This is a genomic window from Pseudonocardia sp. CA-142604 (genome assembly GCF_050948475.1).
Classification (GTDB): domain Bacteria; phylum Actinomycetota; class Actinomycetes; order Mycobacteriales; family Pseudonocardiaceae; genus Pseudonocardia; species Pseudonocardia alaniniphila.
The window spans coordinates 1,242,249-1,255,669 of the sequence record NZ_CP192045.1 but is presented as its reverse complement, the minus strand read 5'-3'; the positions used below and the strand labels follow the sequence as shown (position 1 = coordinate 1,255,669).

Here is a 13,421-nt window from a genome sequence, read left to right as displayed (position 1 = left end):
TTGGCAGGACACCGCTCCCCCCGTGGTCGTCGCGCGCTCTGGTCAGTGGATCCCGTATCCGCCCGCCACAAGGCCGCATCCGCACCAGCACCCACGGGTCCGGTAATCCGCACCACCGTCCTCGCCACGGCCGCCGCGGTCGGCGCGGTCACCACCGGCACCCTCACCGCACTGATCCCCAGCCCCGGTGACACCGCCACCACCGCCGCAGCCGACGAGTTCACCACCACGTCGCTCGCGTCGGACAGCTCACCGCTCAAGTCCAATCACGTCGCCGCCCTGATCCCCGTGAGCTTCGCGGTCGACACCACCGACGACGCCTCCGACGACTCCGCCGACGAGCACCTGGCCATGCTCGACAAGGCCACCACGCTGGCCGCGCAGCTCGCCGAGCTACACGCCAAGCAGGCGCGCGAGCAGGCCGAGAACGACCGGATCTCGGCCCTGATCGAGCGCGGCGGCCTCGACGGCTGGATCGCCGAGGCTCTGAACATCATGGATATGCCGCAGTCCTACGCCCCCAGCCTCAAGAAGATCATCATGGCCGAGTCCGGCGGCAACCCACGCGCGATCAACACCTGGGACAGCAACGCTCGCCGCGGCACCCCGTCGCAGGGCCTGATGCAGACCATCCCGTCCACGTTCCGGGCGTACGTGCACCCCTCGCTGCGCGGCAGGTCCATCACCGACCCGGTCGCCAACATCACGGCGGGCGTGCGGTACATGATCGCGCAGTACGGCATCTCCACCCTCAAGGCCGGTGGACGCAGCAACAGCTCCGGCGACTACGTCGGCTACTGACCGCGCGATCACCGCGTCGGCGCGCCCTTCTTCGCCCGGAGCATGCGCCGCACCGCGGCCGTGACGCGGTCGATGCCCGACTCCTGCAGCACGAGCCGCTGATCGAGCCGTTCGTCGTCGCGAATCCCGACCACGATGGCGCTGCGGTCGCCGCTCGACACCACGATCTCGAACTCGCGCGTCATCGTCCGGTGCAGCGGCACCGCGATCGATGAGCTGTACAGGAGCTCCAGTCCCAGCTCGGCGCGCTCCCGCGTCCTCGTCGAGACGGCCACGACGTCGCTGTAGTGGAACTCGTAGGTCTCCTCGTCCTTGCGACTCCCGGTGGCGAAGTCCAGCACGCACTCGTAGATCGCGAGGTGATGCCCGGTCAGGCAGATGACCATGACGTCGTAGAGGGTGAACCTCCAGACCCGATCCTCCCCGCTGCGACCGCGCGCCCGGTTGGCCGGCCCGAACACCACGAGCGGCCCTCGACCCTGATCGGCGAGGCGGGGCCGCCTGCGGGCCTCGGCGGGCGGATCGACCTCGTCGCTGTGCAACTCCAGATCGTTCCTCGTCAGACCCAGGCGGCGCATGGCCCGTTCGGCGGCCGCATGGAGGTCCTCGTCGAGGGTGTGGTCCATCTCCTGGTCCGACGGCTTCGGCTCGGCCGCGGCGAGACGGCGCCGGTAGTCCGCCGACCCGCTGAGCCCCTGCAACGCCAGCACCAGCGCCAGCATCGCCACCAGGATCGCGAGTACCTGGATCCCCACCAGCAGCAGCGAGCCCGCGAGCACGATGGACACCACGGCGGCCTGCTGCTGGTGCCGCGCCCGGGTCCGATCGTGCTCATCGGGCGTGATCTGGAAGTACCTCTTGACGGCCTTCTTGCGCTCGTCGCTGCCCGGCCTTCGTCCCATGGGTGCGGTCATCGTCCCGCCCCCTCGTCCGCGATTCCGGCCCGAGCCTCTACGTCACGAACAGCGTGATGCTGCACGGCTCCTCCCCCCTTAGTGGCGCCGTTGCCCTTCAGGTGCGGGGGTACCTCGCCGGAGGTAGCGCAGTCGTTGCCGGTCACCCCGGCGTGGTGCACATATGCACACTTTCGTATGAACTGCGCAGCCGTATGGCACAGCGCACGGTCACCATGATCACCCGAACGGCCGAGCGTTCACTCGGCCAAGGGAGGGGAGAGCCGGAGCAGCCGATCTACGGACGGACGCGGCCGGCCGACGCGGCAGGCGGCCTCACGCAGACGCCACCCGCGCCCGCTGCTCTCCGACCGCGACGACGTCCCCGGCCCGCAGCTGCGCTCCTCGCCGGGTCTCGACCCGACCGTTGACCTGCACCTCCTCGGCCTCGAGCAGCGCCTTGGCATGGACGCCGTGCTCGGCGAGGCCGGCGAGCTTCAGGAACTGACCCAGCCGGATGGGGTCCTCGGCGATCGGGACGTCGAGGATCGGTGGTCTCGGCACGCGCCCATCATCGCGCGGAGGCAGGCTCGACGCGTTCGCGCCTCAGCGCCAGTGGCGCGCCCGTCGAACCCGAAGCCGGAACCACGCCCTGACCGTGGTGCCGCCGGCCGTGCTGCTGATCCGGACGAGATCCGCGAGCTGGTTCACGACGTACAGACCCCGACCGCGGTACTGCAGGAGGCCGGGCCGGCGCCTGCCTGCGAGAGGGTCGAGCAGCTGACCCGAGTCCTGGACCTCGACGAGGAAATGCCCGTTCTCGGTCCAGGTGCGGAGCAGGCCCGTGCCACCGCCGTGCTCGATGCTGTTGGTGAGCAACTCGTTGGCCACCATCTCGACGTCGGCGACCCGGTCCTCGTCGAGCCCCGCGCTTCGCGCCTCCGCCATCGCGATCCGCCGGCCCCCGCCCAGCAGGTGAGCGTCGACCAGCAGCGGCCGGTCCTGCGGCGGTTGCGGCAGCGGGCGGTTCACGTCGGCGAGCACGCGCTCGATCGAATAGCCGGTGCTCGCCCGGGGCGCGCCGCCGTCGACCACCACCGGGTGCGTGGCTTCCACATCGGCCAGCATCTCCGGAGTGAGGTCCGCGGCGTCGTACAGGCACAGGATCGTGGCCGGGCTACCGGCGAAAGCGAGGTTGATCAGGGCCTCGTGCTGCACGCAAGCGGGGTACTCCGCCGCACTGCGGCCGGCCCAGGTCGGCTCGCCGACGATCCGGACGCGGGTGGCGCCGACGTGCTCGTCGGCGAAGGCGAGCAGCACGTCCGGAAGGATCCGGGCCGGGTTCCGCCCGACCTCGCCCATGTTCACGAACCGCACGCGTTGGGCGGCCGCCCCGAGCTCGACGCGCAGGGGCTCCAACCGGGACGCGGGCACGGCCACCGCGACCGCCTCGTCGAGGGCCAGACCCTCGTGGACGAACGGAACCGTGCCGGCCAGGAACTCGTCCAACCCGCTGTAGAACAGCGCGGGGTGCTCGAACTGCTCATCCTGCGACGGCACCGGTTCGATCGCGTAAGTCGCACTCACGGTGCCCGCCTTCCAGATGTACGCCCTTTTCGGGCGCCTCCCGACCGCGGACACCCGAAGGACCCGTCAGCCCCATGCATCGGGTCCCGGACATTCTTACAACGGGTCGACCTTCTGGCCGAGTGGGATCGTTCGACATACCCATACGCGTCACTCAGGGAAAGACGCCGCTGTACGCGTTGAGCGCGGGCTGACCGCCGAGATGGGCATACAGGACAGTGGAATCGGCCGGAATGGTGCCGTCGCGGACGAGGTCGATGAGCCCGGCCATCGACTTCCCCTCGTACACCGGATCGATGATCATCCCTTCGAGGCTGCCGGTGAGGCGGATGGCGTCGACCGTGGACTGCACGGGGATTCCGTACTCGTCGCCGGCCCAGCCTTCGAGCACGACGATCTCGTCGTCGCCGAGATCTCGGCGCAGGCCGATGAGATCGGCGGTGGCGCGAGCGATCTTCTCCACCTGGGCACGGGTCTCCGCGAGCTTCGCCGACGCGTCGATTCCGAGGATGCGCCGGGGCCGGTCCTGTCCCGCGAACCCGGCGATCATGCCCGCCTGGGTGCTACCGGTCACGCTGCAGACGACGATCGTGTCGAAGAAGATCCCGAGCTCGCGCTCCTGTTCCTGCACCTCACGGGCCCAGTTGGCGAAGCCGAGGCCCCCCAGCGGGTGGTCGGATGCTCCGGCGGGGATCGCGTAGGGCGTGCCGCCTGCCGCCCGGACGTCGTCGAGCGCCTCGTGCCAGCTGTCCTTGAAGCCGATGCCGAACCCGGCACGGACGAGGCGCACGTCGGCACCCATGATGCGGGACAGCAGGATGTTGCCGACCTTGTCGTTCACCGCGTCGGGCCAGTCCACCCAGCTCTCCTGGACGAGCACGGCCTTCAGCCCGAGCTTGGCGGCGACCGCGGCCACCTGCCGGGTGTGGTTGCTCTGCACCCCGCCGATGCTCACCAGGGTGTCCGCGCCCTGGGCGAGAGCGTCGGGCACGAGGTACTCCAGCTTCCGGGTCTTGTTGCCGCCGTAGGCCAGGCCGCTGTTGCAGTCCTCCCGCTTGGCCCAGATGCGGGCGCCCCCGAGATGGTCGCTGAGCCGCTCGAGCGGGTGGACAGGGCTCGGGCCGAACAGCAGAGGGTGGCGCTCGAAGTCGTCGATGGACATGGCTGACTCCTTAGCTGGTGCTCGGGTTACGGCGAGGACGAGCCGTCGAGAGGCGGGGTGTCGAGCAGGGGCGCGAGCGTCTGCCAGTTGGCCCGGGTGGCGGCCGCCGCGGCGTCGACGTCACCCGCTTCGCAGAGCGCGATGATCCGCTCGTGCTGCGCGACGGAACCCCGGCCGCTCAACGAGGAGAAACGCAGGCGTTCCACCCGGCGCAGCACCGGCGTGAACTGTTCGAGCACGCTCCGGACCGCGTCGTTGGCGCACGCGGTGACGGGGACGTCGTGGAATTCGTCGTCGGCCGCGACCGCTGCGTCGACGTCGCCCCGTCGCAACGCGCCGGCGAAGCGGGCGTTCGCCGCGCGCATGGCGTCCAACTCGGCGGCGGACAGGTTCGGCAGCGCCTCACGGACGGCGAGCTCGTGCATGGCCGCCGTCACCGACTGGGCGTTCCGGACGGCACGCACGTCCAGCGGGCTGACGATCGTGTAGCGCCCAGGCTTCGTGCGCACCAGACCGGCGTGCTCCAGCCGCGCCAGCGCTTCGCGGACGGGCGTGCGGCTCACGCCCAGCCACTCCACCAGGTCGGCGTCGTTGAGCCGCTCGCCCGGGGCGAGGGTGCCGTCGACGATGGCGTCCCGGATCGCCCGGTACGCGTCCTCACGCAGGAGTGATCGAGGGACGAGACCACGATGCGACGGAACTGGCATGCAAAATATTGCATGCCGCTCGTGGCGCCGTGTCAAGCCCGTCGGACGACCACGGCCGGGAGGACTCAGGTCAACTGGTCGTCGAAGTGCTCCACCAACGGGTCCTGCACGAAATACGGCATGAGCCGCGCGGCGAACGCCATGTAGCGCACCGTATCCACGAAATTCTTCACGCTCGACTCGACGGAATCCCATTCAACGATAGCCACGAACCGCGAAGGGTCCTCGACGCCGCGCACCAATTTCACCGACCTGCAGCCGACCGACACGAGGAGCAGACCGCACACTTCACCGAAAGCGGAGGAAAACGCCTCCTCGGCTCCCAGCCGGACTTCCATCGTGACGATCTCGGTGATCATGTTCCCCCCGTCGTCGGCCTCAGGGAATCGCGGCTCCGCCGGCCAGGCGCTCCACCTGCCGTCGACGAGCAGGATCCGGTCACGGTGGACGACGACGACCCCACCGGAAGCGATCTCGTCAACCCGACCATAACGAATCACCGCTGCGCAGCCGGCCCCCGGCGACCGAACTCACTGCGATTTGCGCAGAAAGATCGCCGCGAGATCAGGCTATGCGCCGTCGCAGGGGCGGAAATCCGGATCTCGCAGCGATCATCGGGGATGCGCGGTATCAGGCTGCCGTGCGTAGCCGCTTCGCGATGCTGATCGCGTGGTCGCTTGCGGCGGCGTGAGCGTCGGCAATCCGTTGGCGGGCGAGACCTCTCAGGTGCGCCATTGCGGGGTTCGCGTCGGCGACGGTGAGCTCCGCCGCCGTGATCGCGAGGTCGAGACCCCAGACGTCGGCGAGGATGTGCGAAAGGTACGGGGTGACGTGATCCCACCCCTCGCGATCGCTCCCCGGGCCGTAACCACCGCCCCGAGCCTCCACCAGCACGGCCGGACGGCCCGGCAGGAGCGGGCGGTTGACGTCGTCGGCCCGCGGGTCGGTGATGATCAGGTCGATCCAGTGCTTGACCTGCTGCGGAACGCCGAAGTTGTACATGGGCACCGCGAAGATGTAGGCGTCCGACTCGAGGAGTTCGTCGACGAGCCGCGCGGCGAGCGCGCCGGCCGACCGTTGTTCGTCCGTGCGGGCGTCCTCGGGCGTGATGCGACCCGCCACCGCCGCGGGCCAGACCGACGGCAGCGGATGACGCCCCAGGTCACGCCGGATGAACGCGGCGGCCGGGTGGGTCCGGCTCCACTCCTTCTGCACGACATCGGCGAGCGCCCGGCTCACCGACCCGTCCACGTGCAGGCTGGAATCCAGTCTGAAGAATTTCATCGCCTCGTCCTTCGTGATGATCAGTGGAACGAGCACGAGAACGACCCGTCTGTAGACTCACGCATCGTCTCCTGTCCCGTTGCACTCCTCCTGGTCCGGTTCGTCGCCTCCTTGACGGATGCCGAACGGGAAAGGTGACCGATGCACGTTGACGAGGGGTTGGCGCCGCAGTTCGAGGCCCAGCGCGATCACCTGCGCGCTGTCGCCTACCGGATGCTCGGATCGCTGGACGAGGCGGACGACGCCGTACAACTCGCATGGCTGCGGGCCGATCGGGCCGACCACCGCGAGATCGAGAACCTGGCAGCCTGGCTGACCGCAGTGGTGGCCCGGGTGTGCCTCGACATGCTGCGCAAGCGCCGCAGCCGTGCCGAGCAGCCTCTGACGACGGCGACCGACGCGCTCGTGGAACAGCGGGGCGGCACGGAGCCCGAGCACGAGGCCGTGCTGGCGGAGTCGGTCGGCCTCGCCCTCATGGTCGTCCTGCAGCGGCTCACGCCGGCCGAACGAGTCGCGTTCGTCCTCCATGACATGTTCGCCGTGCCCTTCGACGAGATCGCGACCGTGGTGGGGCGGTCCACAGTGGCGAGCAAGAAGCTCGCCAGCCGTGCCCGCAGCCGGGTCCGTGGGGTGGCGGCGATCGACGAGGCCGATCTCGCCCGGCACCACGCCGTCGTCGAGGCGTTTCTCATCGCCTCCCGCAGCGGCGACCTGAACACGCTGGTCACGCTGCTGGCGCCGGATGTCGTCCGGCGGGCCGACCGCTTCGCGGTGCCGGCCGGCACCGCCACCGACGTCCACGGCGCCCGTGCCGTCTCGGAGGAGACCCGGGTATTCGCCCACCGGGCCCGGTCCGCTGAGGTGGCGCTCGTGAACGGGACGCCGGGGATCGTCGTCGCGCCTGGCGGGCGACTCGTCGTGGTGCTGCGTGTGACCATCGAGCACGACCGGATCACCGAGATCGAGGTGATCGGCGACCCCCGCCGTCACGGCACGCTCGACCTGGGCACGGGACGGAACTGACCGTCGTCACGGCCGTAGGTTGCGGGCGGCGCACTCGACCGTCCGTGCGATGCGGCGCTGCCTCGTCTCCGGTCGCTTGGCCCTGGCGATCCACTCCAGCGCGGCCCGCTTGGCCGACCAGGAGAACGCGTCGAAGTTGCGGGCCGCGACCTTGTCGGCGGCGAGCAGGTCGCGCAGGTCGTCCGGGATCACGCCGTTCTGCGCGTCGGCGAGCACTGACCACGTGCCGGTCCGCTTCGCAAGGTCGACCGCGGCCCGGCCGTGAGGCGTCATGAGTCCCTGCGCGGTCAGCCGGTCCACGAGCTCCCTGTTGACCTTGCTCCACGCGCTGCGCGGGTTGCGCGGGGTGAAGCGCTGGCACCATGACTCGGCGTCGCGCTTGCGGGCCAGGCTGTCGATCCAGCCGAAGCAGAGCGCCTCCTCGATCGCCTCGCGGTGGCGGACGCTCGGGGTGGCGCTGCGCACGTGGTGGATCACGAGCCACATCTCGTCCGCGGTCTCACAGTTGTCCCGCAGCCACGCCCGCCAGTGCGCGCGGTCCGGCGCGTGGAACGTGCGCACGGCGGTCACGCCGTGGTCCTGGCGGCGAGCACCTCGAGGTAGTGCGGGTTGTGCATGACGCCCAGGACGTTGCCGAACGGGTCGACCACCGAGGCGGTGACGAAACCGGACCCGTCCCCGTGGTGGGTGATCGGCTGGTACTCGGTGGCGCCCATCGCGAGCAGCTTCTGGACCGTGCCCGCGAGGTCGTCGACGTGCCAGTGCATCACCGCGCCGCCCGGAGCGTTGCCTGCGCCGGCGGGTGCGTACCTGCGGTCGATGAAACCGAGCTCGTCCGCGTCGTCGCCGATGCGGAACTCCAGGTAGGCAGGCGGGGCGGGCGCAGCCGGGTAGGCGTAGTACGGCTCCACACCGAGCAGCTCGGTGTACCAGTCCCGCGCCGCGGCCAGGTCGTCCGCGTAGAAGCTGATGGTGGCGAATCCTCGGAACATCGGTGCTCCCTGGAGATCGAGATGGTGCCGGGTGGTGTCTCCACCGCGGTGAACGCCGTCATCATGCGGGGGTGAAGTGCTCATATCATGAGCACTTTTCCTGAGACGATTGCTTCATGCGCGCAGACCGGCTGGTGGCCACCCTCCTGCTGATGCAGGCACGTGGCCGGGTGACCGCGGCCGAGGTGGCGTCGGAGCTCGAGGTGTCGGTTGCCACCGCCCGCCGGGACCTCGAGGCGCTGTCCGCAGCAGGCGTCCCCGTCTACCCGCAGCCGGGACGCGGCGGTGGGTGGTCACTCGTCGGCGGCGCCCGCACCGACCTCACCGGCCTCACCTCGACCGAGGCGAGGGCCCTGTTCCTGCTCGCGGGCCCCGCGGCGTCCGTCGCACCGCCGGTGCGGTCGGCGTTGCGCAAACTCGTCCGGGCGCTGCCCGACACGTTCCGGGCCGACGCGGAGGCCGCGGCCGATGCCGTCGTGGTCGACTCGACGGGGTGGGGCGACCGCAACCGCGTACGCCCCGCGTTGGTCGACACGCTCCAGGACGCCGTCGTCCGCCGCCGCAAGATCTCCCTGGAGTACGAGAACCGCGCCCACCAGCGGACGCGCCGCGTCGTCGAGCCGTGGGGTCTGGTCGACAAGGACGACGTCTGGTATCTCGTCGCCGGCACCGAGAAGGGACAGCGGACGTTCCGCGTCGACCGGATCGGCGAGATGACCGTGACCGACGAGGTCGCCGAGCGCCCGGCCGACTTCGATCTGTCGCGCGAATGGGAACGGGTGGTCGACGAGGTCGAGCAGCACCGTTCGCTCCTCTCGGCGACACTGCTCATCTCCACACGCCTGGTGCCGGTCCTGCGCGACCGGTTCGGCCGGCACTGCGAGCCCCTGGACACCCGCGAAGACGGGCGCGTCCGTGTCCGCGTCGCAGCGCCGATGGCCGTGTCGATCGCACAGGAGCTCGCCGGCTGGGGTGCCATCGTCGAGGTCCTCGAACCCGACTCCGTCAAGGCCGAGCTCGCCCGCCTCGGCTCCGAACTCGTGGAGCGTTACGCGCAGCGGTGACGGCCAGGGGCGATCACCGGGGAGTCCGGCCGGAGATCGACAACCCCTCGTCCGAGGTGCGCACGGCCACGTCGACGAATCCGTGCTCCCGCATGGTCGCCTCGACCGGAGCGCACAGCCGCTCGGCCGCCCGGGGACCACCGGAGTCGTAGCAGAGGTGCAGGGCCCCGCCGGGGCGCAGCGCCGCACGCAGGATCGTCAGCTCGCGGATGGGTGCCCTGGTCCAGAACAGGTTGACGTTGATCGAGAACGCCGAGTCCAGACCGGCGGCGGGCACGTCCAGCTCCTCCAGAGACAGCGTGCGGACGCGCAGCCGTCCGGCCTCGACGTGCGCGGCGTTGCGCTCGGCCGTGCGCCGCGTGGCATGCCCACCGCACCCGACCCGGCACGGCCGCCTTCGACGGGCTCAATCGCGCGCCCCTACTGCTGAACCACGTCCTGGACGATCTCCATGCCGTTGCCGTCCTGGTCGCGGAACGCGAACATCGGAGGGACGCCCGGCCAGTTCAGGAGTTCGCCGACGTCCACACCGGCGGCGGTCAGCTCCCTGTACAGGGCGGCCGCGTCCGGGGTGGTGAACCGGACGCCGCACTCGCCACCGCTGGGCAGGCCGTCGTGCGCCTGGACGAGCGCGATCGACACCGCACCACCTGCCGGCGCGACCTCGATCCAACGGGAGCCGAGCTGCGGAAGCGGCATGTCCATGCGCTTCTCGAAGCCGAGGGTGCCGACGTAGAAGCCGATGGCCTTGTCCTGGTCGGTGACCGGGACACCGATGGTGTGGATGCCGGTGATGCGGCCGGAGGGCTGCTCGCTCATGGGTGCTGTCCTGTTCGGTCGGGTCGCACTCTCCTGGGTCAGCATGTAGACCACGGCTCCGGCCCGGAGTCATCGCTGCCCGGGGAAGTTTCTCGGTTCGGCGCCATTCCGCGATGTCGAGGCGTACGAATCCGGGTCCGGTGAAACGAATACGTATGCCACCTCCGCGACGTCCCGAGCAGCGCGAATGGTCGAAAAGTTCGATCAGTAGCGACGCAGGAGACGCCAGGTTGTCCGGCCAAATCTCCCGATTCAATTCGAGTGGAACTCATCACGGTCCCCGGCCGACGCCTGCGCTGCCCGCGTAAGGTCGGATCACCGGGAGGCCGGTGTGGGCGATGGGTTGAACTGGTCGACCGAGTGGTCCACCAGCATCATGTGGATCGTCGGAGTTTTCGTGGCCACGGCAATCGGTTGTGCCGTGATTGCTGCAGTCGTCACCCGCATCACGGTGTGGGGTCGGCAGTTCCGGCGTCTTGCCTTCCCGTACTTCTCCCCGCGAGGCGAGGCCGGGTGGCGCCCACTGCTCAGCGTGCTTCTCCTGTTGCTGCTGACCATCACCTCAGTACGCCTGAACGTCCTGCTCTCGTACCAGTCGAACGGCATGTACACGGCCCTACAGCAACTCGACGCCGGGGCTTTCGCCCGGTTTCTGGGGATTTTCGCCATCCTCGCCACGATCTACGTCGTGCAGGTGCTGCTCAGCTATTTCATCCAACAGCTGATCGTCATCCGCTGGCGCGTGTGGCTCAACGACCGCATCATCGGCGACTGGCTCAGCGATCGGGCATATCACCGCGGCCGGTTCACCCGCTCTGCTGTGGACAACCCGGATCAGCGCATTCAGGAGGACGTCGCATCGTTCCCCGACGACTCTGCGACACTCGCCGTCGGTGCAGTCGGGGCGCTGGTGTCGCTGGTGTCGTTCACGATCATCCTCTGGCAGCTCTCCGGGCCGTTGACGCTCTTCGGCACCGAGATCCCCCGGGCGATGACGTTCATCGCGTACGTCTACGTGATCATCGCCTCGGTGATCGCGTTCCGGGTCGGGCGCCCGCTGATCCGGCTGAGCTTCCTCAACGAGGGGTTCAACGCCTCGTTCCGGTACGCACTGGTGCGCGTCCGGGACAATTCGGAGAATGTCGCCTTCCACCGTGGCGAGGAGGTCGAGGGCAACACCCTGTCGTCACGCTTTCGTCCCGTGATCGACAACATGTGGGCGATCGTGCTGCGGACCGTGAAGTTCCAGGGCTTCAACCTGGCCATCAGCCAGGCGGCCGAGGTGGCCCCCGTGCTCATCCAGGCCCCGCGCTACTTCGCCGGGCAGGTGACGCTAGGCGACGTCCAGCAGACCGCCACCGCCTTCGGGCAGGTGCACGACTCCCTGTCGTTCTTCCGCAACGCCTACGACCAGTTCGCGAGCTACCGCGCCGTCCTCGACCGCCTGACCGGCCTGCTCGACGCCGACGCCGAGGCCCGCGCGCTGCCGTCGGTGTGGATCGAGGAGGGCGACGGCCTGGAAGTGCACGACCTCACCGTGCGCCTGCCCGACGAGCGGCTCCTGGTCGACTCGCTCGATCTCACGTTGACCACGGGCGACGCGCTGCTGGTCACCGGAGCGTCCGGCAGCGGGAAGACCACCCTGCTGCGCAGCATGGCCGACCTGTGGCCCTACGCCACCGGCGCCGTACGCCGCCCGCTCGGCGACGGCGCCCTGTTCCTGTCGCAGCAGCCGTACGTGCCGCTCGGGGGGCTGTCTACCGCACTGGCCTACCCGCAGCCGGCGGATCGGATCGACGACGAGCAGGCAGTCCGGGTGCTACGTCAGGTGCAGCTCCCCCATCTCATCGACCGGCGGGGCGACGAGGTCGACTGGGCCCGGGAGCTCTCTCCCGGCGAGCAGCAGCGACTCGGGTTCGCCCGCATCCTGATCATGCGTCCGCGGGTGGCGTTCCTCGACGAGGCCACGTCGGCCCTCGACGAAGGTCTCGAAAACACTCTTTACACCCTGCTGCGCGACGAGTTGCCCGACTGCGTCCTCGTCAGCGTCGGGCACCGGAACACGCTCGGCCAGTTCCACAGCGAGCGGCTCGAACTGCTCGGCGACGGCCGCTGGCAGGTCACCGCGCTGCACCCGTAGCCGAGCCGGTGCGTCTCCTGCACGTTCAGACTCCCACCGGGTCGGTTCGCGGCATGCCGTGGAGGCGGGCCGCGTCGGCGCCAGGGGGCGCGCCGAACATCCGGCGGTACTCCCGGCTGAACTGCGACGGGCTCCCGTAGCCCACGGCGTGCCCGACCCCGGCGACGTCGTGCGGCTCGGCGATCAGCCGGGCTCGCGCCTCCTGCAGCCTGATCTGCTTCTGGTACTGGATCGGCGTCATCGTGGTGACCGCGCGGAAATGGCGGTGGAACGACGTCACGCTCATCCCGGCGACGCGGGAGGCGTCCTCGACCCGGAACGGGTCGGCGTAGTTCTGCCGGATCCAGCGGATCGCCCGGCTGATCTGCGCCAGGCGGCTGTCCGCCAGACCGATCTGCCGGACCATCGCACCCTGCGCGCCGGTGATCAGCCGCCAGACGATCTCGCGCTCGATCGCCGCGCCCAGCACCGGTATGTCGGCCGGGCGGTCCAGCAGTCGTATCAGCCGGACGACAGGATCGAGCAACTCCTCCGAGGCCGCGCTGACCGCGATGCCCGGCGTGTCGGCCTGCCCGCGATCACCCGCCGTCTCCAACAGCAGACCGGCGATCAGGGCCGGCTCCAGCCGCAGCCCGAGCGCCACGTACGGCGCTTCGCTGACGTGGGCGGTCACCGGCAGCTCGACCGAAACCACGAGGTATTCGCCCGCTTTGTAGTCGTATACGGTGTCGCCGCAGATCGCCCGCTTCGCGCCCTGTGCGATCAAGGCGAAGACCGGGTCGGCGACGGCGGGCATGGGCTCGGTGACCGTCTCCGACGCCTTCACCACCACCGACGGCAGCACCGTCTGGTCGGCGTGCCGGTGCAGCAGCCGCTGCAACTCGGGAAGGAGGCCCATACGCCCGATGCTTCCAAGATTGGCAGGATCAGGCAAGAGATTGGAAGCATT

General features: G+C 69.7%; 16 protein-coding genes. 4 read left to right on the top strand and 12 right to left on the bottom strand.

Annotated elements, in window-relative coordinates:
* Nucleotides 1-45 precede the first annotated feature (45 nt).
* Nucleotides 46-801 carry a transglycosylase SLT domain-containing protein gene (locus tag ACQPZQ_RS06020; RefSeq protein ID WP_433292848.1) on the top strand — a complete coding sequence of 252 codons (756 nt, stop codon included), beginning with the start codon at nt 46-48 and terminating at the stop codon, nt 799-801.
* A gap of 8 nt (nt 802-809) precedes the next feature.
* Here ACQPZQ_RS06020 and ACQPZQ_RS06015 read toward each other — a convergent pair whose 3' ends face one another.
* From ACQPZQ_RS06015 to ACQPZQ_RS05985, 7 genes are all read right to left on the bottom strand, one after another.
* Nucleotides 810-1,715, bottom strand: coding sequence for a hypothetical protein (locus ACQPZQ_RS06015; RefSeq protein WP_433292846.1), 906 nt, complete (start codon nt 1,713-1,715; stop codon nt 810-812).
* A 315-nt stretch (nt 1,716-2,030) separates the two neighbouring features.
* A complete protein-coding gene (locus ACQPZQ_RS06010) occupies nt 2,031-2,258 on the bottom strand; it encodes an RNA-binding S4 domain-containing protein (RefSeq protein ID WP_241034956.1) in 228 nt (75 codons plus the stop codon).
* 42 nt (nt 2,259-2,300) lie between these two features.
* Nucleotides 2,301-3,281, bottom strand: coding sequence for an anti-sigma factor RsbA family regulatory protein (locus ACQPZQ_RS06005; protein WP_433292844.1), 981 nt, complete (start codon nt 3,279-3,281; stop codon nt 2,301-2,303).
* 154 nt (nt 3,282-3,435) lie between these two features.
* Nucleotides 3,436-4,443 (bottom strand): 1-aminocyclopropane-1-carboxylate deaminase, encoded by a 1,008-nt coding sequence (locus tag ACQPZQ_RS06000; protein ID WP_433292842.1) that lies wholly within the window; start codon nt 4,441-4,443, stop codon nt 3,436-3,438.
* Between the two features lie 26 nt (nt 4,444-4,469).
* On the bottom strand, nt 4,470-5,150 hold the full coding sequence (locus ACQPZQ_RS05995) for a GntR family transcriptional regulator (protein WP_433292840.1): 681 nt from the start codon (nt 5,148-5,150) through the stop codon (nt 4,470-4,472).
* A 65-nt stretch (nt 5,151-5,215) separates the two neighbouring features.
* The gene (locus ACQPZQ_RS05990; protein WP_433292838.1) at nt 5,216-5,650 is read right to left on the bottom strand and encodes an antibiotic biosynthesis monooxygenase family protein; all 435 of its coding nucleotides are present in this window, start codon (nt 5,648-5,650) and stop codon (nt 5,216-5,218) included.
* Between the two features lie 130 nt (nt 5,651-5,780).
* Nucleotides 5,781-6,434, bottom strand: coding sequence for an FMN-dependent NADH-azoreductase (locus ACQPZQ_RS05985; protein WP_433292836.1), 654 nt, complete (start codon nt 6,432-6,434; stop codon nt 5,781-5,783).
* 141 nt (nt 6,435-6,575) lie between these two features.
* On the opposite strand from ACQPZQ_RS05985, the gene ACQPZQ_RS05980 reads away from it, so the two are divergent.
* On the top strand, nt 6,576-7,457 hold the full coding sequence (locus ACQPZQ_RS05980; RefSeq protein WP_433292834.1) for a sigma-70 family RNA polymerase sigma factor: 882 nt from the start codon (nt 6,576-6,578) through the stop codon (nt 7,455-7,457).
* Nucleotides 7,458-7,463: 6 nt separating this feature from the next.
* On the opposite strand, the gene ACQPZQ_RS05975 is transcribed toward ACQPZQ_RS05980, so the two are convergent.
* Nucleotides 7,464-8,027, bottom strand: a complete 564-nt coding sequence (locus tag ACQPZQ_RS05975) for a YdeI/OmpD-associated family protein (RefSeq protein ID WP_433292832.1) — start codon at nt 8,025-8,027, stop codon at nt 7,464-7,466.
* A complete protein-coding gene (locus ACQPZQ_RS05970; protein ID WP_433292830.1) occupies nt 8,024-8,449 on the bottom strand; it encodes a VOC family protein in 426 nt (141 codons plus the stop codon). The genes ACQPZQ_RS05975 and ACQPZQ_RS05970 overlap by 4 nt, the downstream gene beginning before the upstream one ends.
* Nucleotides 8,450-8,565: 116 nt before the next feature.
* On the opposite strand from ACQPZQ_RS05970, the gene ACQPZQ_RS05965 reads away from it, so the two are divergent.
* On the top strand, nt 8,566-9,513 hold the full coding sequence (locus tag ACQPZQ_RS05965) for a helix-turn-helix transcriptional regulator (protein WP_433292828.1): 948 nt from the start codon (nt 8,566-8,568) through the stop codon (nt 9,511-9,513).
* A 13-nt stretch (nt 9,514-9,526) separates the two neighbouring features.
* On the opposite strand, the gene ACQPZQ_RS05960 is transcribed toward ACQPZQ_RS05965, so the two are convergent.
* Together ACQPZQ_RS05960 and ACQPZQ_RS05955 are read right to left on the bottom strand one after the other, a co-directional pair.
* Entirely contained in the window at nt 9,527-9,790 is a 264-nt protein-coding gene (locus ACQPZQ_RS05960; protein ID WP_433292826.1) for a hypothetical protein, read from the bottom strand.
* A gap of 143 nt (nt 9,791-9,933) precedes the next feature.
* Nucleotides 9,934-10,332, bottom strand: coding sequence for a VOC family protein (locus ACQPZQ_RS05955; RefSeq protein WP_433292824.1), 399 nt, complete (start codon nt 10,330-10,332; stop codon nt 9,934-9,936).
* Between the two features lie 331 nt (nt 10,333-10,663).
* On the opposite strand from ACQPZQ_RS05955, the gene ACQPZQ_RS05950 reads away from it, so the two are divergent.
* Nucleotides 10,664-12,472: an ABC transporter ATP-binding protein/permease gene (locus tag ACQPZQ_RS05950; RefSeq protein ID WP_433292822.1), complete on the top strand. Its 1,809-nt coding sequence runs from the start codon at nt 10,664-10,666 to the stop codon at nt 12,470-12,472.
* A 25-nt stretch (nt 12,473-12,497) separates the two neighbouring features.
* On the opposite strand, the gene ACQPZQ_RS05945 is transcribed toward ACQPZQ_RS05950, so the two are convergent.
* The gene (locus ACQPZQ_RS05945) at nt 12,498-13,370 is read right to left on the bottom strand and encodes an AraC family transcriptional regulator N-terminal domain-containing protein (protein WP_433292820.1); all 873 of its coding nucleotides are present in this window, start codon (nt 13,368-13,370) and stop codon (nt 12,498-12,500) included.
* Between the last annotated feature and the right edge of the window lie 51 nt (nt 13,371-13,421).

Bases quoted from the DNA above. Each gene is read 5' to 3' on its own strand.
- ACQPZQ_RS06015 (WP_433292846.1), bottom strand. From the start codon at position 1,715: ATGACCGCACCCATGGGACGAAGGCCGGGCAGCGACGAGCGCAAGAAG.
- ACQPZQ_RS06000 (WP_433292842.1), bottom strand. From the start codon at position 4,443: ATGTCCATCGACGACTTCGAGCGCCACCCTCTGCTGTTCGGCCCGAGC.
- ACQPZQ_RS05995 (WP_433292840.1), bottom strand. From the start codon at position 5,150: ATGCCAGTTCCGTCGCATCGTGGTCTCGTCCCTCGATCACTCCTGCGT.
- ACQPZQ_RS05985 (WP_433292836.1), bottom strand. From the start codon at position 6,434: ATGAAATTCTTCAGACTGGATTCCAGCCTGCACGTGGACGGGTCGGTG.
- ACQPZQ_RS05980 (WP_433292834.1), top strand. From the start codon at position 6,576: ATGCACGTTGACGAGGGGTTGGCGCCGCAGTTCGAGGCCCAGCGCGAT.
- ACQPZQ_RS05970 (WP_433292830.1), bottom strand. From the start codon at position 8,449: ATGTTCCGAGGATTCGCCACCATCAGCTTCTACGCGGACGACCTGGCC.
- ACQPZQ_RS05965 (WP_433292828.1), top strand. From the start codon at position 8,566: ATGCGCGCAGACCGGCTGGTGGCCACCCTCCTGCTGATGCAGGCACGT.
- ACQPZQ_RS05955 (WP_433292824.1), bottom strand. From the start codon at position 10,332: ATGAGCGAGCAGCCCTCCGGCCGCATCACCGGCATCCACACCATCGGT.
- ACQPZQ_RS05945 (WP_433292820.1), bottom strand. From the start codon at position 13,370: ATGGGCCTCCTTCCCGAGTTGCAGCGGCTGCTGCACCGGCACGCCGAC.